General features: G+C 65.0%; 19 protein-coding genes and 1 pseudogene. 14 read left to right on the forward strand and 6 right to left on the reverse strand.

The window, feature by feature from the left end; all coding sequences use genetic code 11:
* Positions 1 to 22: 22 nt before the first annotated feature.
* From IVB07_RS37550 to IVB07_RS37560, 3 genes are all read right to left on the reverse strand, one after another.
* Positions 23 to 766 (reverse strand): polysaccharide biosynthesis/export family protein, encoded by a 744-nt coding sequence (locus IVB07_RS37550; RefSeq protein ID WP_018455842.1) that lies wholly within the window; start codon positions 764 to 766, stop codon positions 23 to 25.
* A gap of 194 nt (positions 767 to 960) precedes the next feature.
* On the reverse strand, positions 961 to 1,617 hold the full coding sequence (gene msrA / locus IVB07_RS37555) for a peptide-methionine (S)-S-oxide reductase MsrA (protein WP_026233037.1): 657 nt from the start codon (positions 1,615 to 1,617) through the stop codon (positions 961 to 963).
* Positions 1,618 to 1,746: 129 nt separating this feature from the next.
* Entirely contained in the window at positions 1,747 to 2,064 is a 318-nt protein-coding gene (locus tag IVB07_RS37560; RefSeq protein ID WP_007616084.1) for a hypothetical protein, read from the reverse strand.
* 420 nt (positions 2,065 to 2,484) lie between these two features.
* Between IVB07_RS37560 and rpsT the strand changes: the two genes are divergently transcribed.
* The 12 genes and pseudogenes from rpsT (at position 2,485) to IVB07_RS37620 (ending at position 18,925) form a co-directional block, all read left to right on the forward strand.
* Positions 2,485 to 2,751 (forward strand): 30S ribosomal protein S20, encoded by a 267-nt coding sequence (gene rpsT, locus IVB07_RS37565; protein WP_007598259.1) that lies wholly within the window; start codon positions 2,485 to 2,487, stop codon positions 2,749 to 2,751.
* Positions 2,752 to 4,031: 1,280 nt separating this feature from the next.
* Positions 4,032 to 5,444, forward strand: coding sequence for a chromosomal replication initiator protein DnaA (gene dnaA / locus IVB07_RS37570; RefSeq protein WP_026233035.1), 1,413 nt, complete (start codon positions 4,032 to 4,034; stop codon positions 5,442 to 5,444).
* Between the two features lie 380 nt (positions 5,445 to 5,824).
* Positions 5,825 to 6,943, forward strand: a complete 1,119-nt coding sequence (gene dnaN / locus IVB07_RS37575) for a DNA polymerase III subunit beta (protein ID WP_007598262.1) — start codon at positions 5,825 to 5,827, stop codon at positions 6,941 to 6,943.
* A 210-nt stretch (positions 6,944 to 7,153) separates the two neighbouring features.
* Positions 7,154 to 7,518, forward strand: a pseudogene (locus IVB07_RS37580) (DUF559 domain-containing protein).
* Positions 7,519 to 7,607: 89 nt separating this feature from the next.
* Positions 7,608 to 8,744: a DNA replication/repair protein RecF gene (gene recF, locus IVB07_RS37585; protein ID WP_018455838.1), complete on the forward strand. Its 1,137-nt coding sequence runs from the start codon at positions 7,608 to 7,610 to the stop codon at positions 8,742 to 8,744.
* Between the two features lie 120 nt (positions 8,745 to 8,864).
* Positions 8,865 to 9,608, forward strand: a complete 744-nt coding sequence (locus tag IVB07_RS37590; protein WP_247767426.1) for a hypothetical protein — start codon at positions 8,865 to 8,867, stop codon at positions 9,606 to 9,608.
* 124 nt (positions 9,609 to 9,732) lie between these two features.
* Complete coding sequence (locus IVB07_RS37595; RefSeq protein ID WP_018455835.1) at positions 9,733 to 11,901, forward strand: hypothetical protein; 2,169 nt, start codon at positions 9,733 to 9,735, stop codon at positions 11,899 to 11,901.
* A gap of 279 nt (positions 11,902 to 12,180) precedes the next feature.
* Positions 12,181 to 14,616 carry a DNA topoisomerase (ATP-hydrolyzing) subunit B gene (gene gyrB, locus IVB07_RS37600; protein ID WP_018455834.1) on the forward strand — a complete coding sequence of 812 codons (2,436 nt, stop codon included), beginning with the start codon at positions 12,181 to 12,183 and terminating at the stop codon, positions 14,614 to 14,616.
* Positions 14,617 to 14,841: 225 nt separating this feature from the next.
* Complete coding sequence (murA, locus tag IVB07_RS37605; protein ID WP_018455833.1) at positions 14,842 to 16,137, forward strand: UDP-N-acetylglucosamine 1-carboxyvinyltransferase; 1,296 nt, start codon at positions 14,842 to 14,844, stop codon at positions 16,135 to 16,137.
* A gap of 261 nt (positions 16,138 to 16,398) precedes the next feature.
* Entirely contained in the window at positions 16,399 to 17,793 is a 1,395-nt protein-coding gene (locus IVB07_RS37610; RefSeq protein WP_247364350.1) for an MATE family efflux transporter, read from the forward strand.
* A complete protein-coding gene (locus tag IVB07_RS37615) occupies positions 17,790 to 18,278 on the forward strand; it encodes a DUF2867 domain-containing protein (RefSeq protein WP_018455831.1) in 489 nt (162 codons plus the stop codon). Before IVB07_RS37610 ends, IVB07_RS37615 begins: the two co-directional genes overlap by 4 nt.
* Positions 18,275 to 18,925 carry a 2-hydroxychromene-2-carboxylate isomerase gene (locus IVB07_RS37620; protein ID WP_018455830.1) on the forward strand — a complete coding sequence of 217 codons (651 nt, stop codon included), beginning with the start codon at positions 18,275 to 18,277 and terminating at the stop codon, positions 18,923 to 18,925. The genes IVB07_RS37615 and IVB07_RS37620 overlap by 4 nt, the downstream gene beginning before the upstream one ends.
* Before the next feature lies 1 nt (position 18,926).
* Here the strand turns inward: IVB07_RS37620 and IVB07_RS37625 are convergent, their stop codons facing one another.
* On the reverse strand, positions 18,927 to 20,042 hold the full coding sequence (locus tag IVB07_RS37625; protein ID WP_018455829.1) for an FUSC family protein: 1,116 nt from the start codon (positions 20,040 to 20,042) through the stop codon (positions 18,927 to 18,929).
* 118 nt (positions 20,043 to 20,160) lie between these two features.
* Here IVB07_RS37625 and IVB07_RS37630 point away from each other — a divergent pair, with 118 nt between their 5' ends.
* Positions 20,161 to 21,528 (forward strand): MmgE/PrpD family protein, encoded by a 1,368-nt coding sequence (locus IVB07_RS37630; protein ID WP_018455828.1) that lies wholly within the window; start codon positions 20,161 to 20,163, stop codon positions 21,526 to 21,528.
* 6 nt (positions 21,529 to 21,534) lie between these two features.
* On the opposite strand, the gene IVB07_RS37635 is transcribed toward IVB07_RS37630, so the two are convergent.
* The gene (locus IVB07_RS37635) at positions 21,535 to 22,962 is read right to left on the reverse strand and encodes a serine hydrolase (RefSeq protein ID WP_247767427.1); all 1,428 of its coding nucleotides are present in this window, start codon (positions 22,960 to 22,962) and stop codon (positions 21,535 to 21,537) included.
* 145 nt (positions 22,963 to 23,107) lie between these two features.
* A complete protein-coding gene (locus tag IVB07_RS37640) occupies positions 23,108 to 24,169 on the reverse strand; it encodes a helix-turn-helix domain-containing protein (protein WP_018455826.1) in 1,062 nt (353 codons plus the stop codon).
* A gap of 258 nt (positions 24,170 to 24,427) precedes the next feature.
* Between IVB07_RS37640 and IVB07_RS37645 the strand changes: the two genes are divergently transcribed.
* Entirely contained in the window at positions 24,428 to 25,345 is a 918-nt protein-coding gene (locus IVB07_RS37645; RefSeq protein WP_018455825.1) for a pirin family protein, read from the forward strand.
* Positions 25,346 to 25,361 lie beyond the last annotated feature (16 nt).

The following is a 25,361-nucleotide window of genomic DNA, read 5'->3' on the forward strand; positions in this document are numbered from 1 at the left end:
ATCCACTTCGCTCGAAAACGCTCTAGAACCAGCGCTCGCCGACAAACACGGTGTCGCCGGGGCTCAAGGGGGTGCCGAGCGGCACCACGGCGCGCATGGCGCCGCCGGCTTCGGTGTGCGTGACGGTGACCACGTCGCGCTTGGCGCGGGGCGAGAAGCCGCCGGCGATCGCGACGGCGCTTTCGACCGTCATGTTCGGCACGTAAGGATACTGGCCGGGCGCGGAGACTTCGCCGAGAATGAAGAACGGACGATAGGCCTCGATCTCGACGGCGACCGAGGGCTCGCGAATGTAGCCGTTGCGCAGCCTTGCGGCGATCTCGCCGGCAAGACCCGCGGGGGTGCGGCCGCGTGCCGGCACGCCGCCGATCAGCGGCATGGTGATGGAGCCGCCGGCGTCGATTGCGTAGCTGTTGGTGAGACCTTCCTGGCCGTAGACAACCACGCGCAGCTTGTCGCCGGCGTCGAGATGATAGGAGGCATCGTAGCGAACAGGCGCCGCCATCGGCGCGGCATAACCGACCGGCATGGGCGCAGGCGAGGCAAAGGAATTGCTGAGTGCTGCGATGGCACCGCCGCCACTGCCGACGACGGCGGGCTGCGGCGCGTTGTACGGCTGGCCATAGACCATCGAATCGAGATCGGCGCGCGGCTGCACATAGGCGACGGGACCAGCGGTTTGCATGCAGCCGCCAAGGGTCAGCGCGGCGGACGCTGCCAGGGATGCTGCCGAGATCGACCATCGAAACGCGCGTGCAACCGGCACCGGACTTATCCCTCGAAACGAGACAGATCCAGTGATGCACCGGTTATGGTTAATAAAGCGTTGAGGGGGCGGGTGGCTTGGCAATGGTACAAACACTCCGTCATGCCCGGGCTCTTCCCGGGCATCCACGTTCTTGGTGCCGCACGAAATATCGTGGATGGCCGGGACAAGCCCGGCCATGACGAGGGACCAGCTTACGCGCTCACACCGACGCCGATCGGGCAGGACACGCCGGTGCCGCCCAGGCCGCAATAGCCGGCGGGATTCTTGGCCAGATATTGCTGATGATAGTCCTCGGCAAAGTAGAATTCGCCGGCGGGTGCGATCTCGGTGGTGATGGTGCCGAGACCTTTTGCAGCAAGCGCCTTCTGATAGAGCGCCTTCGATTGATCGGCCGCTTTCTTCTGCGCGTCTGAATAGGTGTAGATCGCGCTCCGGTACTGCGTGCCGACGTCGTTGCCCTGACGCATGCCCTGCGTCGGGTTGTGGCTCTCCCAGAACGTCTTCAATAGCTTCTCGTACGACACCTTGGTGGGATCGAACACGACCAGCACCACTTCGGTGTGACCGGTGCGGCCCGAGCAGGTCTCTTCATAGGTCGGGTTCGGCGTGTGGCCGCCGGCATAGCCGACAGCAGTCGTGTAAACGCCGTCGCCGAGCTCCCAAAACTTGCGCTCGGCGCCCCAGAAGCAGCCGAGCCCGAACACCGCCTGCTCGAGACCGGCGGGATAAGGCGGCTGCAACTTCGCGCCGTTGACGAAATGGGTGGTCGCGGTCGGAATGGCTTGCGCACGGCCCGGCAGCGCTTCCGCGGCGCTCGGCAATGCGGTGGTCTTGCGCATGAACACCATGGACGGATCTCCGAACGAGCCGTGCATCGCCTGGGCTAATTACTCAGGCGGCGTGCTCGCGATCAGGTGGGAATATAGGTCTTTACGCACGGAGCGGCAGCCCTGTTACAGCGCGGCATGCTCGAAAGCTCAATCCCGGGAATAGCCGATCAACGGCTTGCGCGGGCGGAACAGGATCATCAGGAGGATGCCGAGAATGCCGAGGACGGCGAAAACCGGCTGATCCAGCACCAGGCGGATCACCGAGGTCCACAGCCAGGGCGCCTTGGCCTCAACCCAGGTCCGGAATGCCGTCTGGCTGGCCTGATTGATGTCGTTCCAGAACTGGCCGAAGCGGGTGAACCGCAGGGTCTGGTCGGCCACCCAGCGGGCGCCATCATAGACCATGAAGATGAACCCGCCGGCGAGCAGCAACAGCCCAATCAGTCGGAAAAAGCCGCGGATCATGCCTCACCCTATATAGTCGTCCGATCGGACGACCCTCGGAACGCCGCCAGCCAATACAAGGGAGACGGCAGAAATTCAACCTCTTCAGGGCGTTACGGCACTCATCCCGGCTCTGAGGGGCTGCTTTTGCAGCCCGGGAAAGCGTTGACGGTGCCGAAGACCCTCTCTATAAGGGCGCCAACTGGCGGCGGGCGCAATCCTGCCGCCGCTGTTCTTTGAGCAGATGCAGGCTCTTTGGGCTTAGAGGCTTCTTGGGCTGAGAGGCTCCTTGGGCCTCAGAGGCAGCCGCAAGGCCGTCGCTCATGTTCCGGGAACAGCCTAGCAACCGAACACCCTAATTCCGAGCGTCGATTACGCGGTCAAGCAAGCCGGCGCTACCCGACGAAGACGCGACCGGTACCCGCAAAGGACATTGAGACCATGGCCAATACCACTTCCGCCAAGAAAGCGACGCGCAAGATCGCCCGCCGCACCGCTGTCAACAAGTCGCGCCGCACCCAGATGCGCGGTGCCGTACGTAACGTCGAAGAAGCGATCAAGACCGGCGACCGCGCCGCTGCCGTGACGGCGCTGGCGAATGCCGAGCCCGCCTTGATGCGCGCCGCGCAGCGAAACATCATTCACAAGAACAATGCCAGCCGCAAAGTCTCGCGGCTCACCGCGCAGATCGCCAAGCTCGCCAAGTAAACTCGCGAGCGTTCTGGCACGCCGTCCGATCGAGTCGTTCGATCGGGCGATCACATCGCACATCACACGCGTCAAATAGCCCGGCCTCACGCCGGGCTTTTTTGTTGCCCGTCATATTCACGCAAGCAGTCACGCGTCGAACGACCTTCGATCGGAGGATTGCGGCGCTTGCACCATGACGCGTCCGTAGTTTTACCTGCGAATGGTTTTGCAACAGCGGAAACTTGCACCGCGGTGCAAAAAGCCCCTGCGAGGCGGGCGCAAGTTGAATTCGCGGGCTTGCGAGTTCTGCACACCGTAGTTTCCCCGGATCGCGTCACGCGATGGAGTTACCCTGTGAAACGAGACTCAAAAAACGATGGCTCGCTAACAACTTATCGACATAGTGAGGCCAAGCATTTGGAAAATTCACCCGCGCGTCGCGCGCGTGACGCTTTTGTAAAAAATTTTTGGCGGTGGCGGAGAATTGTCACATCGGACGCGGCATCTTCGATTCTGTGCACGAATCCAAAAACTTGCTCTGAAGCCTGTGCACAAGTGCCGCGTGGCGTTAACGCAGATCAAGATTTTTGATGCCTCAAGTGTGAATCAATTCCGTTGCGAGTCTTTCCGCATAGTGTATTCCTTAAGACGTCAGCGGCGCCCACGATCTTGAGACCAGCGCGGTATCGGAAACGGGGCGAGCGTGCAAATCGGCGGCGGTGTGCACGTAGGCGACGCTTCAACAAGCGATTGTCGGATCAAAACCCACAGCAATGTGGGAACGGTAGCTCTTTGTCTGAATGTCTCCAAGCGGGATCTTTCTCTCGCGCTTAAGAGACATCTTGAAAGCTGCCCCGACAGGCATGATGGCGAAGCCGAGCGGACGACGAGTACACGGGCAGGCATCCGACTACGAAGCGGGTGTCGTTTGGACACGCAGGACCTTGTCGTGAGCAATCACGGCAGGACGGGGAGGTATCATGTCTTACGAACTCAACGCGGTATTGAAACACATTTCGACTTCCAGCATTTCGACTTCCAGCGATGCCGTTTTAGATCCGTCGGACATCAAGCCTCCCGCGTGTAACGGAGCGCCGAGTACGCGCTGACCTCGCGACCCCTCCATCTCTAGACATTGCTGATCGGACGCGGCGTTTCCGCCGAACGGTCGAGCCATGCCTGCAGGTGAAATCGCTTGAGGTCCCGCCATCGCAAATATCCCTGAGCAGGTATCCCTGGCAGGAACTCAGCATGGCGCTCACCACGCAACCTTATCTCTCAAGAAAAGTTCTCAAATGATGACAACCCCGGAACAGGATCGCTGGTCACGCGTGAAGAGTCGGCTGCGCTCGAACGTAGGCGAGGACGTCTATACGAGCTGGTTCGCGCGCATGGATCTGGAAGGCGTCCAGGACGAGAGCGTGCGTCTGTCGGTGCCAACCCGCTTCCTGAAGAGCTGGATCCAGGCCCATTATGCCGAGCGCGTGCTGTCGTGCTGGCAGGCCGAGATGCCGGAAGTGCATCGCATCGATCTCACCGTGCGCTCGGCCGTGCGCCCCGTGGTGCAGCAGAAGGAAGCGCCCGCGCCGGTCGAAACGCGCCGCTCGCCTGCGCCGGAGCTGCGCTCGACCGCGACCGCGCCGGTCTCGGCCAATCATGATGCACTCGGCGGCTCGCCGCTCGATCCGCGCCTGACGTTTGCGAGCTTCGTCGTCGGCCGTTCCAACACGCTGGCGCATGCGGCTGCGCGTCAGGTCGCCGAGGGTCGTCGCGGCGATCCCGTCATGTTCAATCCGCTCTACATCCATGCGGGTGTCGGCCTCGGCAAGACGCATCTCTTGCAGGCGGTGACCTGGGCCGGCAATTCCGGCAACGAGCGCAAGGTGCTTTATCTCACCGCCGAGAAATTCATGTACGGCTTCGTCGCCGCGCTGAAGACGCAGACGGCGCTCGCCTTCAAGGAAGCGTTGCGCGGCATCGACGTGCTCGTGATCGACGATCTCCAGTTCCTGCAGGGCAAGTCGACCCAGGCCGAGTTCTGCCACACGCTGAACGCGCTGATCGATGCCGGCCGCCAGGTCGTGATCGCGGCCGACCGTCCGCCGTCCGACCTCGAAAGCCTCGACGACCGCGTGCGCTCGCGGCTGGCCGGCGGCCTCGTGGTCGAGATGGCCTCGCTCGGCGAGGAGCTGCGGCACGGTATTCTCAAGTCGCGCGTCGCAGCCGCCCGCGCCCATCATGCGACCTTCGAGGTGCCGGAGGAGGTGCTGACCTATCTGGCCCGCGCCATCACCCATAACGGCCGGGATCTCGAAGGCGCGATCAACCGCCTGCTCGCGCATTCGAAGCTCAACAATCGGCCGGTGACGCTGGAGATGGCGGAGCACGAGGTGCGCGACCTGATCCGGCCGCAGGAACCGAAGCGGATCAAGATCGAGGACATCCAGCGCGTGGTGGCACGGCAGTATAATGTCAGCCGCTCCGATCTCCTGTCCTCGCGCCGGACCGCCAACGTGGTCCGTCCGCGCCAGGTGGCGATGTATCTCGCCAAGACGCTGACCTTGCGATCGCTCCCCGAGATCGGCCGCCGCTTCGGTGGGCGCGACCACACCACGGTGCTGCACGCCGTGCGCAAGATCGAGGCCCTGGTTTCCAAGGACACGGCGCTGTCGGACGAGGTCGAATCGCTCAAGCGCCAGCTTCAGGAATAAACGCCTATTTGCTTCTGCGCGGGTGCGACCACATCCAAGCTGCATCGGAGGTCGTCATGCCCGGGCCTGTCCCGGGCATCCACGTTCTTAGGACCGCGAACCCAGACGTGGATGGCCGGGACAAGCCCGGCCGTGACGGGCGCAGAGACGTCCCTGGCCGGCGAGGCGTTCAGCGCGTTGCGGAAACATAGGTAAATCGTGGGGAACTGCCCGCAATCCCTTGAATCCGGGGGCCATCCGCGCCACCTTGCGCGACCCTGACGGCTTTGGTCATATCGGCTGGATGATCCGGCTTTCCGGGGTCTTCGGTGCCGTGGCGCGCGTCCCGCCGCCCGGCTTTTCCAGATTTGTGTTTCCTTGGGGATCGGGCGAGTAGTGCAATGAAGGTTACGGTCGAACGCGCGCAACTCCTGAAGTCGCTGGGCCACGTCCACCGCGTGGTCGAACGCCGCAACACGATTCCGATCCTCGGCAACGTGCTTGTTAGGGCCGAAAACGCGAAATTGTCGCTGAAGGCGACCGACCTCGACCTCGAGGTCACGGAAACGCTCGCGGCGGAAACCGCGACCGCGGGCTCGACCACCGTGCCGGCGCACATGTTCTACGACATCGTGCGCAAGCTGCCGGATGGTTCGCAGATCGTGCTCGAAGCCGACGGCGACCGCGCCGTGCTGGCGATCCGTGCCGGGCGCTCCCGCTTCACGCTGCAGACCCTGCCGGAAAACGATTTCCCGGATCTCGCCGCCGGCGACATGTCGCATTCGTTCAGCCTCGCCGCCAAGGACGTCAAGCGGCTGATCGATCGCACCCAGTTCGCGATCTCCACGGAGGAGACCCGCTATTATCTCAACGGCATCTACCTGCATGCCGCGGGCTCCGCCAAAGCCGCCACCCTGCGCGGCGTCGCCACCGACGGCCACCGCCTCGCCCAGCTCGACCTGGTGCAGCCCAAGGGTGCCGAGGGCATGCCCGGCGTGATCGTGCCGCGCAAGACGGTCGGCGAGGTGCAGCGCCTGATCGAGGACAACGAGGCCGAGGTCACGATCGAGCTGTCGCAGGCCAAGATCCGCTTCACCATCGGCAATGTGGTGCTGACCTCGAAGCTGATCGACGGCACCTTCCCCGATTACGGCCGCGTGATCCCGCAGGGCAACGACAAGGAGCTCGTCGTCGACAAGAAGGATTTCGAGAACGCGGTCGACCGCGTCTCGACGATTTCCAGCGAGCGCGGGCGAGCCGTGAAACTCTCGCTGTCGCCGGGCAAGCTGGTGCTGTCGGTGACCAATCCGGATTCCGGCAGCGCGACCGAAGAGCTCGAAGTCGAATACGCCTCCGACGCCCTCGATATCGGCTTCAACTCCCGCTATCTGCTCGACATCGCCGCCCAGATCGAAGGCGACGTCGCAACGCTCCGGCTCGCCGACCCGGGCTCACCGACTCTGGTGCAAGACCGCGACGACAAGAGCGCGCTCTACGTGCTGATGCCGATGCGGGTGTGAGGGACGTGGTCCTCCTCTCGCGACACCTTTTATGCAGAGACAACCCCTCACCCGGCCTCGCTGCGCGAAGCCCCCCTCTCCCACAAGGGGAGAGGGGGAAGCTACAGCTTCGCCTGCCGAAACAAGCGCAATGCACGTTGCTGCGCCCTCTCCCCTTGTGGGAGAGGGCATCTCCACGGGCGGATACATACTCAGTCGGGTGAGGGGTTCGTGCCGCAGGAACCATCCCATCGGCCAGTCTCCAAACGTCTTCGCCAATTCGCGAAGAATATGCGGCACGAACCGGCGGATGCGGAAGCGGCAATGTGGCGCCTGCTCAGGCACCGGCAACTCTCCGCTTTCAAGTTTCGCCGGCAGGTCCCGTTCAACACCTACATTCTCGACTTCGTCTGCTTTGAGAAGCGCCTGGTGATCGAGATCGACGGCGGTCAGCACGTAGAATCACGACGCGATGCAGCGCGTGACGCAGCTCTCTCGCCGAAGGCTTTGTCATCGCGCGCTACTGGAACAACGACGTGCTCCAGCGACCCACTTCTGTATTGGAGGACATCCTTGCAAAGCTCGCCGAGCGGTAAGATACCCCTCACCCGTCGCCTCACCTTGTGAGGCGCCACCCTCTCCCACAAGGGGAGAGGGGAAGAATCGCGGCCACGACAAAGATCTGATGACCCCCTCCCGCATTCATCGCCTGACGCTGACGCATTTTCGTAATTACCGGGCGGCGGGGCTCGAGACGGCGGCCGACATGGTGGTCCTGGTCGGGCCGAACGGAGCGGGCAAGACCAATTGCATCGAGGCGATCTCGTTCCTGTCGCCGGGACGCGGCCTGCGGCGTGCGACGCTGGACGACGTCGCCGACAATCAGGGCGACGGCTCCTGGGCGGTGTCGGCACAGGTCGAGGGCGCGCTGGGCCTTGCCACGCTCGGCACCGGCATCGATCCGCCGTGCGCAGATAGCCCGGTCAGCCGGCGCTGCCGCATCGACCGCGAACCGGTCAATTCGGCGGCGGCGTTCGGCGACCACATCCGCATGGTATGGCTGACGCCGGCGATGGACGGGCTGTTCATGGGAGCGGCGTCCGAGCGGCGGCGCTTCTTCGACCGCCTGGTGCTCGCCATCGACAGCGACCATTCCAGCCGCATCTCCGCGCTCGAACGTTCGCTGCGTTCGCGCAACCGACTGCTCGAGACGCGCAATTACGACGACCATTGGTGTGACGCGATCGAGCGTGAGACCGCGGAGCTTGCGGTCGCGGTCGCCGCAACCCGCGGCCAGACCGCGGCGCGTCTGACCGGCATGCTGAACGCTCGCGCGCAGGCCTCCGCCTTCCCTTCGGCGCAGATCGCGCTCGACGGCTGGATGGAGAACGCGCTGCTGACGGAGACCGCGACGTCGGTCGAGGACCGCTACCGCCAGATCCTGCGCGACAACCGTCCGCGTGACGCCATCGCCGGCCGTACCACGGATGGTCCGCATCTCACCGATCTGCAGGTGATCTACGCGCCGAAAAGCATGCCGGCGCGCGATGCCTCGACCGGCGAGCAGAAGGCGTTGCTGATCGGGCTGGTGCTGGCGCATGCGAGCCTGGTCGCCGAGATGACCGGCATCGTGCCGCTGCTGCTACTCGACGAGGTCGTCGCGCATCTGGATCCCGGCAGGCGCGCGGCGCTGTTCGACGAGCTGCGCAAGCTCGGCGCGCAGGTGTGGTTGACCGGCGCAGACCCTGCCGCCTTCGCCGAGATCGGCGCCGGGGGCGAGATCTTTGACGTCGAAAGCGGACAGGTATCGGCCCGGCGCTAGTCGCCGCCGTTGAACCGGCCCCATTTCTGCCGCGACTAGTTGCCGGAGGCCGCGCCGACGGCGTCGCAGCCGTTTTGCAATCGCGCAATGACATGCCGCGCGAGACCCCTGGAGAGTGAGATGCGGACGGCAAGGTCCGGGGCGCAAGCTCCGGCACGATGGCGGGCGTTTGCGTGCGGCCTCGTCCTGCTCGCGATCTGCATGCTCGCTGCAAGGGCCGGCGCCGGGATGCCGCATCTCGCGGCGCTGTTTTCCGCCGATCTCACGCCGGATCCCGATGCCAGGCTGCTCGCACCGACCCGCTACAGCTTTCGAGGAATCCACACCACCCTGATGCGGGGCGTCGAAGCGCCGCTTCGGGTCAAGCTCGAGGCCACCGTGCCCGCCGAACTCGGCGACGTCCTAGCCTTCTACCGCAGGGAGCTCGGAAAGCTCGGCTGGCAGGAGCAGCACGATGGCGCCGTCGTCTCCGCCGAGCACGTCCAGCTCGCGTTCGCATCTCCGCTCGGTCCGGCGATGCTGGAGCTCGGCCGCAAGGGCAGCAGCACCTTGGTTCATCTCGTGCAGAAGAACTCGGATACTGCAACCCGGGCGAACGTCATGCCCGAGCCGGGCCAGGCGAAGCTGGTGTTCAGCAACATCGGCGAGACGGAAGCCGTGCTCGGGATCAACGCGCACATCATCAAGCGCTCGGCCGGCGCTAACGCCGTCTCGCTGGATCTGGCGCCCGGCAGATATTCCTACGAACTGAACGTACCCGGCCGTCCGGCCCACAGCAATATCCTCACCGTCGCAGCCGGCGACGCCTGGGAGCTCACCATCGGGCGCGACGGCGAGGCATGGTCGCCGCTCCAGCTGTATTGAGCCGTCCGGATCTTTGAACCTGCCCGGTTCCTGCCGCGACTTCTCGTTTGAGACCCGCCGACGGTGTCGCAGCCGTTGCAATCGCGCGCGCCCAAGCGCCGCGCGGCATCCTGGAGACGTAACGATGGCGATGATCCCGCGCGGGATGCAAGTCCCGGCACGATGGCGGCTGCTTGCATGCGGTCTCTTCCTGATGGCGAGCTGCTCGATCGCGGCCGGCGCCGACGAGGGCATCGTCGACGTCCACGCGCTGCCCCAGCTCGAAGGTGCGGTGGAAGACATTTCGCGCCCCGATCCCTATAGCGTCGAATATCGCGTACCGATGCGGCAGGCCGTGACGCTGCCCGCGGTCCAAAAGCTCCTGCGCGACAACGGATGGGTGCCCTATGTGATGCCGCTTGAGGAGAAAAGCAGCCTGCTGAAGTTCAGGAAGGGACGACAAGGCCTTTCCGTTCATTTCACGCAGGCGCTCGGCCGGCCCGACCAGTCCGTGGTTTACTACACCACCGACCGGATGTACGGGAACGTGCCATTTCCGGAAGGCGCAAGTGACATCGTGTTCGACGGGACCCGGCCCTATCTCGGCTGCATCGCGCCGACGCCGCTCGATGCAACGTCGGATTTCTACAGCAGCCAGATGGCTGCGATCGGCTGGCAGAAGCTCACGCCGGAAACCGCCGCACGCTGGACCACCAGCCTGAATGAAACCGTTCCCAACGGCCTGCGCGCGTTCTACGCGCATGCCGATAGCAAGGAGACCGGCTTCTATCAGCAGAAGCCCGTGATGCTGACGCTGACGCGCCGCGACGATGGCCGCACCAATGTCGATATCCGGGTCGCCCCCTTCGCGCTGCCGAGCGAGCTCAAAGCCGATAGCGATCTGGCCGGCCTGCCGCGGCCGAGCCCGACCAAGACGGCCAGGGGGCTCGGCGGCGCGAGCGACAACAAGCGCGAAATGTCGGCCGCCGCGATGGCCGAGCTGCCGGCCGTGCTCGCCTTCTATCACCGCGAGTTCGCCGCGCGCGGCTGGCAGGAGGACGGCAGCGCGCAGCTCGCACCCGGTGACGAGGTCGCGATCAAGATCTCTTCGGCGGAGGAAACCGGCGTGCTGCGGCTTGGCCGCAAATATGATTTCACCATGGTCAGCCTGACCGCGCAGGTGAAGGACTCCGCGCTTGCCGCCCGTGCCAAGGCGAAGAAAGAGGCGGACGACAAGTTCCTTGGGGATGCGTTAGGTGCGGCCAAGCAGCTCATCACCGCCGACGAAGCCAGGCGCAAGGTGCAGGCGGCCGCATTGTCCGACGCGCCGCTCAACGCGCAGGCCGACAGCAAGATTCCGGTGCCGCTGCCTGAAAACGCCGAGGGTGTGAAGTTCGAGAGCGACGAGGGCAGGCTCGAGTTCTCCTCGACCTCGAGCGTGAAGGCGCTCACTGCGTTCTATCGCGCATCGCTCAAGCCAGCGGGCTGGAAAGAGCAGCCCTCCGTCATCAATCAGCCCAACATGGCGGTGATGGAGTTCGCAAAGAGCGGCAAGTCGATCTCGATGACCGTGATGCAGATGGGACCGAAGGTGAACGTTAGCGCCAACGGCTCCGGTCTGGTCGTCGCCGCGGCGAAGCCCGTCGAGGCCAAATCGACCCAAGCCAAGGCGGTCCAGACCAAATCGAAGGAGCCGCTCACGCCCGATCCCGATTCGGCCCTGCCGGTGCCGACGCAGCACAGCTCGACCGGCATCAGCTCCACGAAATTTCCCGGCAGCGACCAGTCGTTCCGGACCGAGCTCGAAGCCAGCATCCCCGCCGAGCTTGGCGAGGTCCTCGCCTTCTATCGCGCGGAGCTGACCAATCGGGGCTGGCAAGAGAAGGCCGACGGCGCGATCGTGACGGCCGAGCGGGCGGAGCTCGCGTTCACCTCGCCGCAGGGGCCGGCCGTGCTGAAGCTTGGCCGCGCCCGAGACGAGACCACGGTCAGCCTGATGCAGCGAAATCCGCAGGCCGCGGCCAAGGCCGACATCATGCCGAAGGCCGGACAGGCCAGGCTGATGCTCGGCAATATGGGGCCGAAAGAAGCATCGCTGACGATCAACAATCAGACCGTAAAGATCGCGGCCGGCGCCGGCGGTCCGCAATCGCCGAAAGGCCCGATGCTCGATCTGCCGCCAGGCAAGTACCAGTACGCGCTGCGTCTGCCGGGACGCCCCACTCGCACCGAGATTCTCACAGTGGCCGCCGGCGATGCCTGGGGCCTCCTGGTGGGGCCAAACGGAGATGTGCTGCCGCTTCAGATGTATTGAGCTGCAAGGCCGTTCCGGGGCGTTCCAGGCGCCTCGGAACGCCCTCGTCCCCGCAAAATCCACGCCTTCCACGGCCCGAAACGGCTTCCCGAATCGCGCTTTTTCCAAGCCGCCGAATCGGGCTTCGAAGGCCTTGAAAATCGGCCAAAAAATTCTATTTAATCAAAGACTTGCCGGGGGATACTTTGCGCTAGGCGCAATCCGTCTTTCGTGGCACAAATAGCCCGCATATCAGCGCCTTTTGCGCCGCTGATTCGGGCGACATCTCGAAGGCCTCTCATGACAGAACCTGCTCGGCAGACGCCTGCCGAAAACGAACCCTCAAATCCGAGCGATTACGGGGCGGAATCGATCCGCGTGCTCAAGGGTCTCGACGCCGTCCGCAAGCGTCCCGGCATGTATATCGGCGACACCGATGACGGCTCGGGCCTGCATCACATGGTGTACGAGGTCGTGGATAACGCGATCGACGAGGCGCTCGCGGGCCACGCCACGCGCGTGGACGTGATCCTCAACGCCGACAATTCCGTCACCGTGCGCGACGACGGCCGCGGCATTCCCGTCGACATCCACAAGGGCGAAGGCATCTCGGCAGCCGAGGTCATCATGACCCAGCTCCATGCCGGCGGTAAGTTCGACCAGAATTCCTACAAGGTTTCCGGCGGTCTGCACGGCGTCGGCGTCTCCGTCGTCAACGCGCTGTCAAGCAAGCTCGGCTTGCGCATCTGGCGCGACAACAAGGAACACTACATCGAATTCGCCCATGGCGATGCGGTCGCGCCGCTCAAGGTGGTCGGCGACGCGCCCGGCAGGCGCGGCACTGAGGTGACGTTCCAGGCTTCGACGGAAACCTTCAAGAACATCGAGTATGATTTCGCCACGCTGGAGCACCGGCTGCGCGAGCTCGCCTTCCTCAATTCCGGCGTCAACATCGCCCTCTCCGACATGCGTCACGCCGTCGAGAAGCGCGAGGAGATGCACTATTCCGGCGGCGTCGAGGAATTCGTCAAATATCTCGACCGCAACAAGAAGGCGATCGTTCCGGCGCCGATCATGGTGCGCGCGGAATCCAACGGCATCGGTGTCGAGGCCGCGTTGTGGTGGAACGACAGCTACCACGAGAACGTGCTGTGCTTCACCAACAACATCCCGCAGCGCGACGGCGGCACCCATCTCGCCGGCTTCCGCGGCGCGCTGACGCGCCAGGTCAACGGCTATGCCGAGGCCAACGCGAAAAAGGAAAAGATCGCGCTCACCGGCGACGACTGCCGCGAAGGCCTCACTGCGGTGCTGTCGGTGAAGGTGCCGGACCCAAAATTTTCGTCGCAGACCAAGGACAAGCTGGTGTCCTCGGAAGTGCGCCCCGTGGTCGAGAACGTGCTCAACGAGGCGCTGCAGGCCTGGTTCGAGGAGCATCCCTCCGAAGCCAAGATGATCGTCGGCAAGGTGATCCAGGCGGCGGCTGCCCGCGAAGCCGCGCGAAAGGCGCGCGAGCTGACGCGCAAGAGCCCGCTCTCGGTCTCTTCGCTGCCCGGCAAGCTCGCCGACTGCCAGGAGAAGGACCCGGCGAAATCCGAGCTCTTCATCGTCGAGGGTGACTCGGCAGGCGGCAGCGCCAAGCAGGGCCGCAACCGCGAATTCCAGGCCGTGCTGCCGCTGCGCGGCAAGATCCTCAATGTCGAACGCGTGCGTCCCGACAAGATGCTGCACAGCGAGCAGATCGGCACGCTGATCACCGCGCTCGGCACCGGCATCAGCGACGAATTCTCGATCGAGAAGCTGCGCTATCACAAGATCATCGTGATGACGGACGCCGACGTCGACGGCGCCCACATCCGCACGCTGCTGCTCACTTTCTTCTACCGGCAGATGCGCGAGATCATCGACGGCGGCTATCTCTATATCGCCCAGCCGCCGCTCTATAAGGTCAACCGCGGCAAGTCCGAGCAATATCTGAAGGACGAGCGGGCGCTGGAAGATTATCTGATCGATACCGGGCTGGACGATTGCGTCTATATTCCCGGCACCGGCGGCGATCGCACCGGCCGCGACCTGCGCTCGCTGGTCGATGACGCCCGCGCCGTCCGCGGCGTCCTGCGCAGCCTGCACACCCGCTACAATCGCAAGGTGATCGAGCAGGCCGCCATCACCGGCGTGCTCAACAAGGCGATCTACGGCGATCCGGAGAAAGCCGCCGCGGCAGCCCAATACATCGCCGCCCGCCTCGACACGCTCGCCGACGAGGTCGAGCGCGGCTGGATCGGTCAATACGTCGAAGGCCATGGTTTCCAGTTCGAGCGCACCGTGCGCGGCGTCAAGGACGTCGCCCTCATCGATGACGCGTTCCTGGGCTCGGTCGAAGCCCGCAAGCTCGACGAGTACACCGTCAAGCTCCAGGACGTTTATGCCCGCCCCGGCAAGCTGCGGCGCAAGGACACCGAGCACATGGTCTACGGCCCGGTCGATCTGTTCGAAGCCGTCACCGACGCCGGCCGCAAGGGCGTCTCGCTGCAGCGCTACAAAGGGCTGGGCGAGATGAATCCGGAGCAACTCTGGCAGACGACGCTGGACGTCAATGCGCGATCACTGCTCCAGGTGAAGGTCAAAGAGGTCGACGAGGCCGACGACATCTTCACCAAGCTGATGGGCGACGTGGTCGAGCCGCGCCGCGACTTCATCCAGGAACATTCGCTGAGCGCGACGATCGATATCTGAGATCGGATGGCTTGGACGGTCGTCATGCCCCGGACTTGTCCCGGGCATCTAGGTTCTCCGTGCATCTGGCAAAGGCGTGGATGGCCGGGACAAGCCCGGCCATGACGTAGAGACACGGCTGAACCTCCCCCGCCCTCGCGACAAGTGCAGAATTGCTCCCGCGCTCAATTCTCGGTAGTTTCCGCCTCGAAAACCCGCCCACCCAACACGACAGCGAGAGACCCCGTGGCGCCCATCCAGTACATTGTCGAGGGCGGTCACCGGCTCTCGGGCTCGATCGAGCCTTCCGGCAACAAGAATGCGGCCCTGCCGATCATCGCGGCAGCCCTGCTCACCGAGCATCCGGTGACGCTGGAGAACGTGCCGCGGATCCGCGACACCGAGACGCTGGTCGAGCTGATCCGCTCGGTCGGCGCGGCGGCGGAATGGACCGCCCGCAACACGCTTCATATTCACGCCAAGAGCATCCGCGCCGCCGATCTCGATCCTGATCTGTGCGTGCGCATCCGCGCCTCGATCCTGCTCGCCGGCCCCCTGCTCGCCCGCTGCGGCGAAGTGATGCTACCGCCGCCCGGCGGCGACGTCATCGGCCGCCGAAGGCTCGACACGCATGTGCTCGCACTCGAGCAGTTGGGAGCCAAGGTCACCGCGACCGACCGGCTCGAATTCCGCGCTTCGAAACTGACCGGCGCCGACGTGTTCCTGGACGAGCCCAGCGTGACCGCGACCGAGAACGCGCTGGTCGCAGCCGTCGCCGCCCAAGGCACCACCTATTTGCGCAACGCCGCGTCCGAGCCGCATGTGCAGGACCTCGCCAACTTCTTGGTCGCGCTCGGCGCAGGGATCGAGGGCATCGGCACCAACACCATGATCGTGCACGGTCCGGCGACGCTGGGCGGCGCGACCTACCGGATCCAGCCCGACCATATCGAGGTCGGCTCGCTGATCGGACTCGCGGCCGTGACGCGGTCGCCGCTTCGCATCGTGCGCGCGGGCGTCGAGCATCTGCGCTCGATCCGCATGGGATTCGAACGGCTCGGCATCGTCTGCCGCATCGAGGGCGACGATCTCATCGTGCCATCAAACCAGACGCTGAAGATCCAGGACGATTTTGGCGGCCACGTGCCGAAGCTGGAAGACCAGCCCTGGCCGGCCTTCCCGGCCGATCTGATGTCGATCGCGATCGTCACCGCCACGCAATGCGAGGGCGTGATCCTGATGTTCGAGAAGATGTTCGAATCGCGGATGTTCTTCGTCGACAAGCTGATCGCGATGGGCGCGCGTATCGTGCTCTGTGACCCCCATCGCGCCATCATCGCCGGCCCCAGCCGCCTGCGCGGTGCATCGATGATCTCGCCCGACATTCGCGCCGGCATGGCCATGCTGCTCGCGGCCGTCTGCGCCGAGGGCACCTCCACGATCAACAACGCCGACCAGATCGAGCGCGGCTACGAGCGCATCGACGAGCGCCTCAACGCGCTCGGCGCGAAGATCAGGCGCGTGCCTGAACGGAAGGGCTGAGGCGCTTCTTCCCTTCTCCCCTTGTGGGAGAAGGTGGCGTAGGCGGCCTTTGGCCGCCGTTTTTGAGAACGCCGAAGCTTCGCATCGGCTATAGCGCCGGATGAGGGGTTGCTTCAGCGAGTCCTGCTGCTTGAGGGCCGTACGCGGAGAGATCCCCCTCACCCGTCTCGCCGCTGCTGCGGCGAGCCACCCTCTCCCGCAAGGGGAGAGGGAGAAGACCAAGCCATGTTTTCGTCGCCCGGCTGTGCTATTGACCCGGCCATGCTCGACACCGTCCAGCCTCGTTCGCAGCCGCAAGCCGGCGTGCCGCCAAATCCTCTCGCCGACGAATTCGTCGCGACGCTGCGGCTGGCCGTGCCGATGATGCTGACGCAGCTCGGGCAGATCGCGATGATCACGACCGATCTCGCGCTGATCGGGCGGCTCGGCGAGAGCGCGGTCGCAGCAGCAGCGCTGGCGCACACGGTCTATTTCGTCAGCTTCACCTTCGGGCTCGGATTGATGACGGCGGTGTCGCCGCTGGTCGCGCAAGCCTTCGGCGCCGGCGATGTCACGCGCATCCGCCGCTCTCTGCGCGTCGGCTTGTGGGTCGCCTTGCTGATCTCGCTGCCGATGATGGCCTCCCCGCTCTATGGCGAGCACATCCTGGTCGCACTCGGTCAGGCGCCGCACTCGGCCGCGCTCGCCCAGCGCTATCTGAATGGGCTGGCCTGGGGCATCGCGCCGGCACTCGGCTTCATCGCGCTGCGCAGCATGATGAGCGCGGTGAACCGGCCGCAGGCCCCGCTATGGATCACGCTCGCGGCGATCCCCGTCAATGCCGCGCTGGTCTACGCCCTGATCCACGGCCTGTTCGGCCTGCCGGAGCTCGGTCTGTTCGGCGCAGGGCTTGCGACCACCATCGTCAATCTCGGCACGTTCGTCGCCACGCTCGCCATTGCGGGGCTGCGCAAGCCGTTCGCGGATTATCGTCCGCTTGCCCATCTCTGGCGGATCGACTGGCCCCTGATGCACAAGCTCATCGCGATCGGCGCCCCGATCTCGTTCTCACTGCTGCTGGAATATGGCCTGTTCTCTTCGGCGGCGCTGCTGATGGGGTTGATCTCGACCACGGCGCTCGCGGCGCATCAGATCGCGCTCCAGGTCACCGCCGTGCTGTTCATGGTCCCGCTCGGCATCGGCATGGCAGCCACGGTGCGGGTCGGCCACGCCTTCGGCCGGGGCGACCCGGCTGCGGTGAGGCGCGCAGGTCTCGTGGCAGCCGTGATCGGGATCGCGTTCGTCTCGGCCCTCAGCGTCGCAATCATTCTCGGCCGCTATGAGCTCGGACGGCTGTTCTTCGGCAGCGGCGAGGCGAGCATGGCGACCGTCGAGCTGACTGCAACGCTGCTGCTGGTCGGCGCGACCTTCTTCATCGCCGATGCCATCCAGACCATCATGGGCGGCGCACTGCGCGGCATCAATGACACCAGAATGACGTTGGTATTCGCCGCGATCGGCTACTGGTGCGTGGGCTTTCCCATCGCCTGGTTGCTCGCTTTTCACGCTGATTTCGGCGCGGTCAGTGTCTGGATCGGACTGTCGATCGGATCGTTCGTCTATGCCGGACTTCTGATCTTGCGCTTCCGGATGCTGACGCGCAAACTGGCGGGATGAACGGGACCGTCCGCGAAGTCATCCCCGATGTCGACGCCGGCACGCTGCTGGCCGGTGCGCAATTCATCGACGCCTTTCGCGTGGAGATCGGCACAGCACCGGTGAATGCCCGCGAGGCCTGCACCAGGATGGTGTTGCACGGACCGCGCTGGATCGGTGCACTGACACGCCTGCGCAACATCCTCGTGAGGCCCTTTGGATTGAAGACATCGGGTGAAGGCGCACCAGCGCCGGGCGGCCCGATCGGCTTGTTTCCGGTGCTGAGCGAAACGCCGGAGCAGCTGGTCGCCGGCTTCAATGATTATCATCTCGACTTCCGCATCGTGGTCGATGTCGCCGGCGAAGCGGTGCTGCGCCACGTCACCCTGACCACGCTGGTGCGGACCAACAATCGGCTGGGCCGCGCCTATCTCGCGTTCATCACGCCCTTCCACAAGCTCGTCGCCCGCAGCATGATGGGGCGGCTCGTCGAGCCGGCCCGATGACGCTCTCCGTCGACCTCTTCTACTCCTTTCGCAGCCCGTTCAGCTGTCTGGCGTTGCCGAAAACGCTCAACCTGGTCGAAACCTACGATCTGACGGTGAATTTGCGGCCGGTCTATCCGCTCGCAGTCCGTGTGCCCGGGTTTTTCAAGAAGGCCAGCCCGAACTTCATTCGCTATGTGGTGCTCGACAGCACGCGCGTGGCGCAGCACGAAGGCATTCCGTTCCGCTTTCCCAGGCCCGATCCGATCGTGCAGCACAAGGTGACGTTCGAGGTCGCGGCGGAGCAGCCCTACATCCACCGTCTGACCCGGCTTGGTGCCATGGCGCAGCTCGAGGGACGCTCGCTCGCATTCACCGATGCAATCGCCCGCGTGCTGTGGGACGGCTCGGTGTCGGGCTGGAACGAAGGCGATCATCTCGGGCGCGGCGCCGAAAAGGCCGGCTTCGATCTCGCCGCGATGGATGCCGCAATCACCGCGGACCCTGATCGCTACGAGCAGGTGATCACGGAGAACGAGAAGGACCACGCCGCCTCCGGCCATTGGGGCGTGCCGACCTTCGTGTTCGACAACGAGCCGTTCTTCGGCCAGGACCGCATCGATTTGCTGGTCTGGCGCATGCAGGGCAAGGACCTGATGCGGCGCTAGCTCACTCGGCCAAGCGCGCTGACTTGTCCGACGAGGCTTCCGACCACTCGCCGACGACGCGATCGAGATCGCAGAGATTCTGGTGCATCTGCTCCAGCGAGAAGCCGATCGCGAAGAAGCGCTCGGCGGTGTCGCTCGGCTGGCCGCGGATCAGGCCGTCCTGGCGAACGGCGGCAACCGCCTCGGCGTAATGCTGGAGCGCGACGTGCACGGGATGAATCGGCGGCGCGCCGGCACCAGCCCGCAACGCTTCGGCCGCCGAGCGCAGAAAGCGCACGATCGCCGCACTGACCTCCGCCAGCGGCGCGGCGAGCCGCATCTGCACCTCGGCCGGCAACGGCACCACGGTCGAGCGGCCGATCATCACGACGTCGTGGCGCAGCCGTAGGATCGTTCGCAGCAAGGGACCGGTGTCGGGCCCGCTTGACAGGCGCGCGGCCCGCTCGCGCTCGGCTTCGGCACCGATCGCATTCATGCCCACCATCGCGGTGCCGATGCCGTCCTGGATCCGGTGCAGCGCATCGTTGTCGCGGCCGCGCGTGAGACCCGCGAGCAGCTCGGTGAAGGCGTCCGCGATCAGCTCGAGCAGCCTTGCCGCGCTGGCGCGGATCTGGCGCACCGCGCGCGAGGGCAGCACCAGGAACGAGACCAGCAATCCCGTGATTGCGCCGACCCCGACCTCGCTGACCCGATCGATTGCCGATGTCATGGGATCGGAATGATGCATCGTCGGAACCAGCAGCACGATGATGGCGGTGACCGTCGCTGCATTGAGGCTCGGGTTGATCGCGGCGACGAAGGCGAGTGGCGCGACCGCCAGCACCAGCAGGCCCAACAGGCCGGCCTCGGTCGAATAAGGGATCAGGATCGCGATGGCGCCCCCATAGATGGCGCCGCCGATGGTGCCGAGCACGTAATCGCGCGTCGCCTTCAGCGAGCGCCCGACGCTCAACTGGGTCACGATCAGCGAGGTCAGCACCGCCCAGAGCGGCAGCAGCAGATGCAGCGCGGTGGCGATCGCGTAGGCCGCGGTGGCCGCGACCGTGACCCGGATCGCCAGGCCCAGTTGCGTTCGCCGCGCCCGGACCCGGTCGAACACATCTTTTGGAAGTCCCATCGTGGAATATCCCGATCCTCTTGGAGCCTGCCAAAAGCATAGCTGATGCCCGCAGCCCATGGCCGCTTGAAAGGCCAAATCAGCCCGCCTAACTTGCGCGCCAAAACGAGGAAACACGATGGCCCACGAAACCGCAACGCTCGCTGCCTATGTCTTCAATCTGAAATACGGGGATATTCCGGCGGAAGTGCTGGATCGCGCAAAGGTGCTGACGCTGGACTTCCTGGGCAGCGCCATCCGCGCCCGCAGCGAAGCGGAATCGACCCCCTCGATCCTGAAGATGCTGGAGGCGCTCGCGCTCGACACCAGGGGCGAATCCACCGTGTTCGGCGACAGCAAGACCTGGACGCCGGCGGTCGCGGCGCTGCTCAACGGCGCGCTCGGCCATTCCCTCGACTTCGACGACACCCATGCGGACTCCTCGCTGCACCCGAGCGCGCCGGTCGTTCCGGCCGCCTTCGCCATCGGCGAGATGGTCGGCGCGTCGGGCCGCGACGTGCTGACCGCGATCGTTGCGGGCTATGAGGTCTGCTGCCGGCTCGGCAACGCGCTCGACCCGACCTCGCATTATGCGCGCGGCTTCCATCCGACCGCCACCGCTGGCACCTATGGCGCAGCAGCGGCCGCCGGAAAACTGTTCGGCCTGTCCGAGCAACAGCTCATCGCCGCCTTCGGCGTCGCCGGCAGCCAGGCCGCGGGCTCGCTGCAATTCCTGGTCAATGGCGCCTGGAACAAGCGCTACCAGGTCGGAGCCGCCGCGATGAATGGCGTGATCGCCGCGACGCTGGCGCGCAACGACTTCGTCGGGGCGACGGAATCCGTGGAGGGCAAACATGGCCTGCTCGCCGGCTACACCGACGATGCGCATCCCGACAAGGCGGTCGCCGAGCTCGGCAAGACCTACGAGACCATGAAGATCGGCGTCAAACCGTATCCGAGCTGCCGCTATACCCACGCCGCGATCGACGCGCTGATCGCAATGCGGCGCGAGCACAATCTGACGCCCGATCAGGTCAAGCGGGTCGAAATCGGCCTGCATCGCAACGGCATCACGCTCACCGGCGACGCCGCGACCAAGCGCCACCCGACCTCGATCGTCGGCGGCCAGTTCTCGATGTTCTTCACCGGCGCGCTCGCGCTCGACCAGGGCTCATTTGGCTGGGACGACTACAATCGTCTTGGCGACGCCGCCATCGACGCACTCGCCGACAAGTTCGACGTAGTGCAGGACGATCGCCTCGAAATCGGCCGCACCCACCCCTTTGGCGCGCGCGTGAGTATCACGACGGACGACGGCGTGCATGAGCGGCTCTACGCCGATCCCTCGGGGGAGCCGACCTCGTTCCCGGATGCACAGGCGATGCAGCAAAAATTCTTGACGCTGGCACGCCCGGTGCTGAATGCGCGCGCGGAGAAATTCGCAGACGCGATCATGACGCTGGAGCGGTTCGATCGCGTGGCAAAGGCGACGGAGCTGGGAAGGTAAAGCACCTCAATCCATCCCCGCCACCTTCCCTTTAGCGCGCGTTGCCGCAATCACATCCCGCACCAGATCAAACACACCGTCCGCTTCCGGCGGTGAGTTCCGCGAACGGCCGAGCCGCACGATCACGAGTCGTTCCGACGGAATCACGATTGTATACTGCCCGATCGTGCCCTTGGCGAAGAAGGCATCGCGCGGCCAGCCGTGATCGACGCGAAAGGTCGCGCCAAAGCTGTCGCCCTGGTTGGTCCAGAATCCGGCGCCGATACCGACCCAGGCATTGGGCGTCGCCGACGCCGAGTAATTCACCCAGCCCTCGGGCAGGATGCGCCGGCCGCCGGCGACGCCGTCGTCGAGATAGAGCTGGCCGAAACGCGCCCAGTCGCGCGCGGATGCGAGCATCTCGCTCGACCCCTCGATCGTGCCGGCGCCGTCGAGCTGGAGCGTGACGTGTCGCATGCCGAGCGGCGCGAACAATTCGCGGCGCGCGAAGGCAAGCGCATCGGCGGGATTGCCGCCGGCGGCGTTGCGGATCAGATGCGCGAGCATGATGGTGTTGCCATCGTGATAATTCCACACGGTGCCCGGCGCGGTCGCAAGCGGCATGCTCGCTGCATAGGCGGCCATGTCGGCCTCCACGAATTTCATGCGATTGACCGGCTCGAAGGCGGAGCCAAGCGAGGCCTGAAGCGAGCTGCCGAGCGCCAGGCCCGCGGTGTGGCGCAGCAATTGATCGACGGTGATGGCGTGACGCGGATCGTCCGGATTTGTCCAGGCGGCGACCGGTGCGGGCCCGTCGAGCTTCAGTCGGCCCTGGCGCACGAGGATCCCGGTGAGAGCCGAGATCACGGACTTGGTCATGGAGAAGCCGAGCAGCGGCGTCTCCGGTCCGATGCCGTCCGCATAGCGCTCCGCGATGATGCGGCCCGACTTCATGACGACGATTGCGCGGGTGCGGCGGAATGGCGGCGATGGCGGCTCAGCGAAGGCGCGATCGAGTGCGGCTGACAGCTCCGGGCTCTGTGGCGACACGACCGCGGGCCCGGCGATCTCGGGCAGCAACGCCGGCTGCCTGTCATCCGGCGGCAACGTGACGTCGGTGATCCCTCCGCCGTGCTCGAGCGTGCAGCCGAGTCCCTCGCGATAGACGGCGTGGCTGCGACCGATGCCGAACAGCGTCACCGTAACATCCTTGCGCGCGCGATCGACCCGATAGTCCATCGCCCAGGCGAACAGACTTGCGCCCGGCATCGCATCAATGGTCTCCGTCAGGTTAGGCCTGATATCGAGGCCCGAGACAAACGTCTCCGCGCAGAGCACGTCGGCGATGAAGCCGGTGACGACCTTGGGCACGTCATGGGCGCGAACCGTGCCGAGCGCGAGGCCGGCAAAGACGATGGCGATGGTGAGAAGGACGATCTTGCGGCGGCGGGTCACGGGCTTGCTCCGGCTTGAGGCGTGTGCCGGAGACGAAGCGGCATTCACGCGATGCCCGCTCGCCGGATTTGGAAAACGGCAGAGCCGAAAGCAGCGAGACGCTCGCCGATTCCAAAATAACCTTGATATTACAGCGTGCTAAAGATTAGACGGCATTCACCTTCAGCCGCCGGTACTCCGTCGGCGTCACGCCGGTCACGGCCTTGAAGGCGCGGTTGAAGGGGCCTAGCGACTGGAAGCCAGAATCCATCGCGATGGTGATGACGGGGACCTTGGCCTGGGCGGGATCGGCGAGGGCTGCCTTGGCCTCTTCGATCCGGTGGTTGTTCAGGAACACATTGAAATTGCGGTAGCCGAGCCCCTGGTTGATCAGCCGGCGCAGCCGGTATTCGGGAATCTTCAGCCGGCCCGCCAGCACGCCGATGCTGATGTTCTCCTGGCGATAGATCCGTTCGTCCGCCATCAGCCGCATCAGGGCGTCGATGAGCTTTTGGTCGGGGGCATCCTCGCCGACAGGCTGGCTCGCCGCGATCGCGGGCGCCGCTTCCGCGGCGGCTGGAAACAGGTCGGCGCCATCGACGCGCATCATCGCATAGGCGATGGCCGCGACAATGCCGGCGAGCACGCCTGTATTGACGGTGTTGGCGACGTCGCCGACGTCACTGCCGACGACAAGGATCTGGAGCACCGCGTTCAATCCGCCATAGAGCGCGGCAGCACAGACAATGAAGATACGGACGCGGCGGCGGCGCTCGACCAGATCGGCTGACCATGAGGCGATCGTCTGCACGATCGCGAGCGCAATGAAGCCGAGCACGATCAGGTTCACCGCGGTGACGGCGACCCGGACATGTCCGCCGGGTGCGATCCAGAGACAGCTGACGAAGCTGAAGGCTGCCACCAACGCCCAGGTCAATCCGTGCCACCGGCGCAGGCGAAACTCATCGTCGAACAGCGCGCGCGTGAACAGCCAGAACACCACGATATTGCCGGTCGACAACGCGATCAGCGGCGCATGCCATGCCGGTACCAGCGATGATGTTCCGACAGAATAGCTCACAGCATGCGCGGCCGAGCCGAGCGCAAAGGCCGCACCGAGCCGGGCTGCCAGCACATTGCGGAAATCCGAGAGTAATGACGCTGCCAACACCAGCAGCAGCGCCACGGCGGCGGCGCGAAAGGCGAGCTCGGCTGCGGCTGGGGTCATCGGGTGTTGCGATGGGTCGCGGTTGACATCAGCCGAACATCCTTCGTCAGGCGTATGTTTTCAAGCACCATCCGCACCACAGCTGTCATCGTCCGGCTTGACCGGACGATCCAGTACTCCGAGACGGCCATGATTGAACGGATAGGCCGCCGCGTACTGGATGCCCCGCCTTCGCGGGGCATAACAGCGGGCTTAGCCGCGACGCTGGCGCGGAATCCTGCTAGTATCGAGCCCAAGCAATTTAGACGGAGTTTTACCATGAGCTGGCAACCCTCGAACGATCCCGTGCTCGGCGATCCCATGTCCTGCGATGCGCTCGATCTCGTCATCGTGCCGCGCACGCGCGATCTCGGCGACGGCTTCGCGGTGCGGCGCGCGTTGCCGCACGGCAAGCGGCAGATGGTCGGGCCCTTCATCTTCTTCGACCATTTCGGGCCGGTGCAGTTCGTCTCCGGCAAGGGCATGGACGTGCGGCCGCACCCGCATATCGGGCTTGCCACGGTCACCTATCTGTTCGACGGCGCGATCATGCATCGCGACAGTGAGGGCAACATCCAGGAGATCCAGCCTGGCGCGATGAATTTGATGACGGCCGGCCGCGGCATCGCGCATTCCGAGCGCACGCCGGATGTGCAGCGCGCCTCGGGGCAGAAGATGCTGGGCCTGCAAAGCTGGATCGCGCTGCCGGCCGGATCGGAAGAGATCGCCCCGTCGTTCCAGCACTACGGCGCGGGTGACCTGCCGATGGTCACCGAGCGCGACTTCACCGCAAAGGTGATCGCGGGCTCGTCCTTCGGCATCACCTCACCTGTTTCGATGGTGTCGCCGTGGTTCTATACCGAGGTCACGGCGGCCGCGGGCGCGGTCGTGCCGCTCGACCCTGATCATGAGGAGCGCGCCATTTACGTGGTCGACGGCGAGGTCGAGATCGCGAACGAGCGCTACGAAGGGCCGCGACTGCTGATCTTCCGCCCGGGCGACCGCATCACGGTGAAGGCGCTCAAGGCCACGCGGATGATGTTTCTGGGCGGCGACGCCCTGGAGGGCCCGCGCCACATCTGGTGGAATTTCGTCTCCTCCAGCAAGGAGCGGATCGAGCAGGCCAAGCAGGACTGGAAAACCGGCCGCTTCGCCGCAGTTCCGCAGGAACATGAGTTCATTCCGCTGCCGGAATAGGCTAATCCGGCTTCCG

It is taken from the genome of Bradyrhizobium sp. 172 (genome assembly GCF_023101065.1).
Classification (GTDB): Bacteria; Pseudomonadota; Alphaproteobacteria; order Rhizobiales; family Xanthobacteraceae; genus Bradyrhizobium; species Bradyrhizobium canariense_D.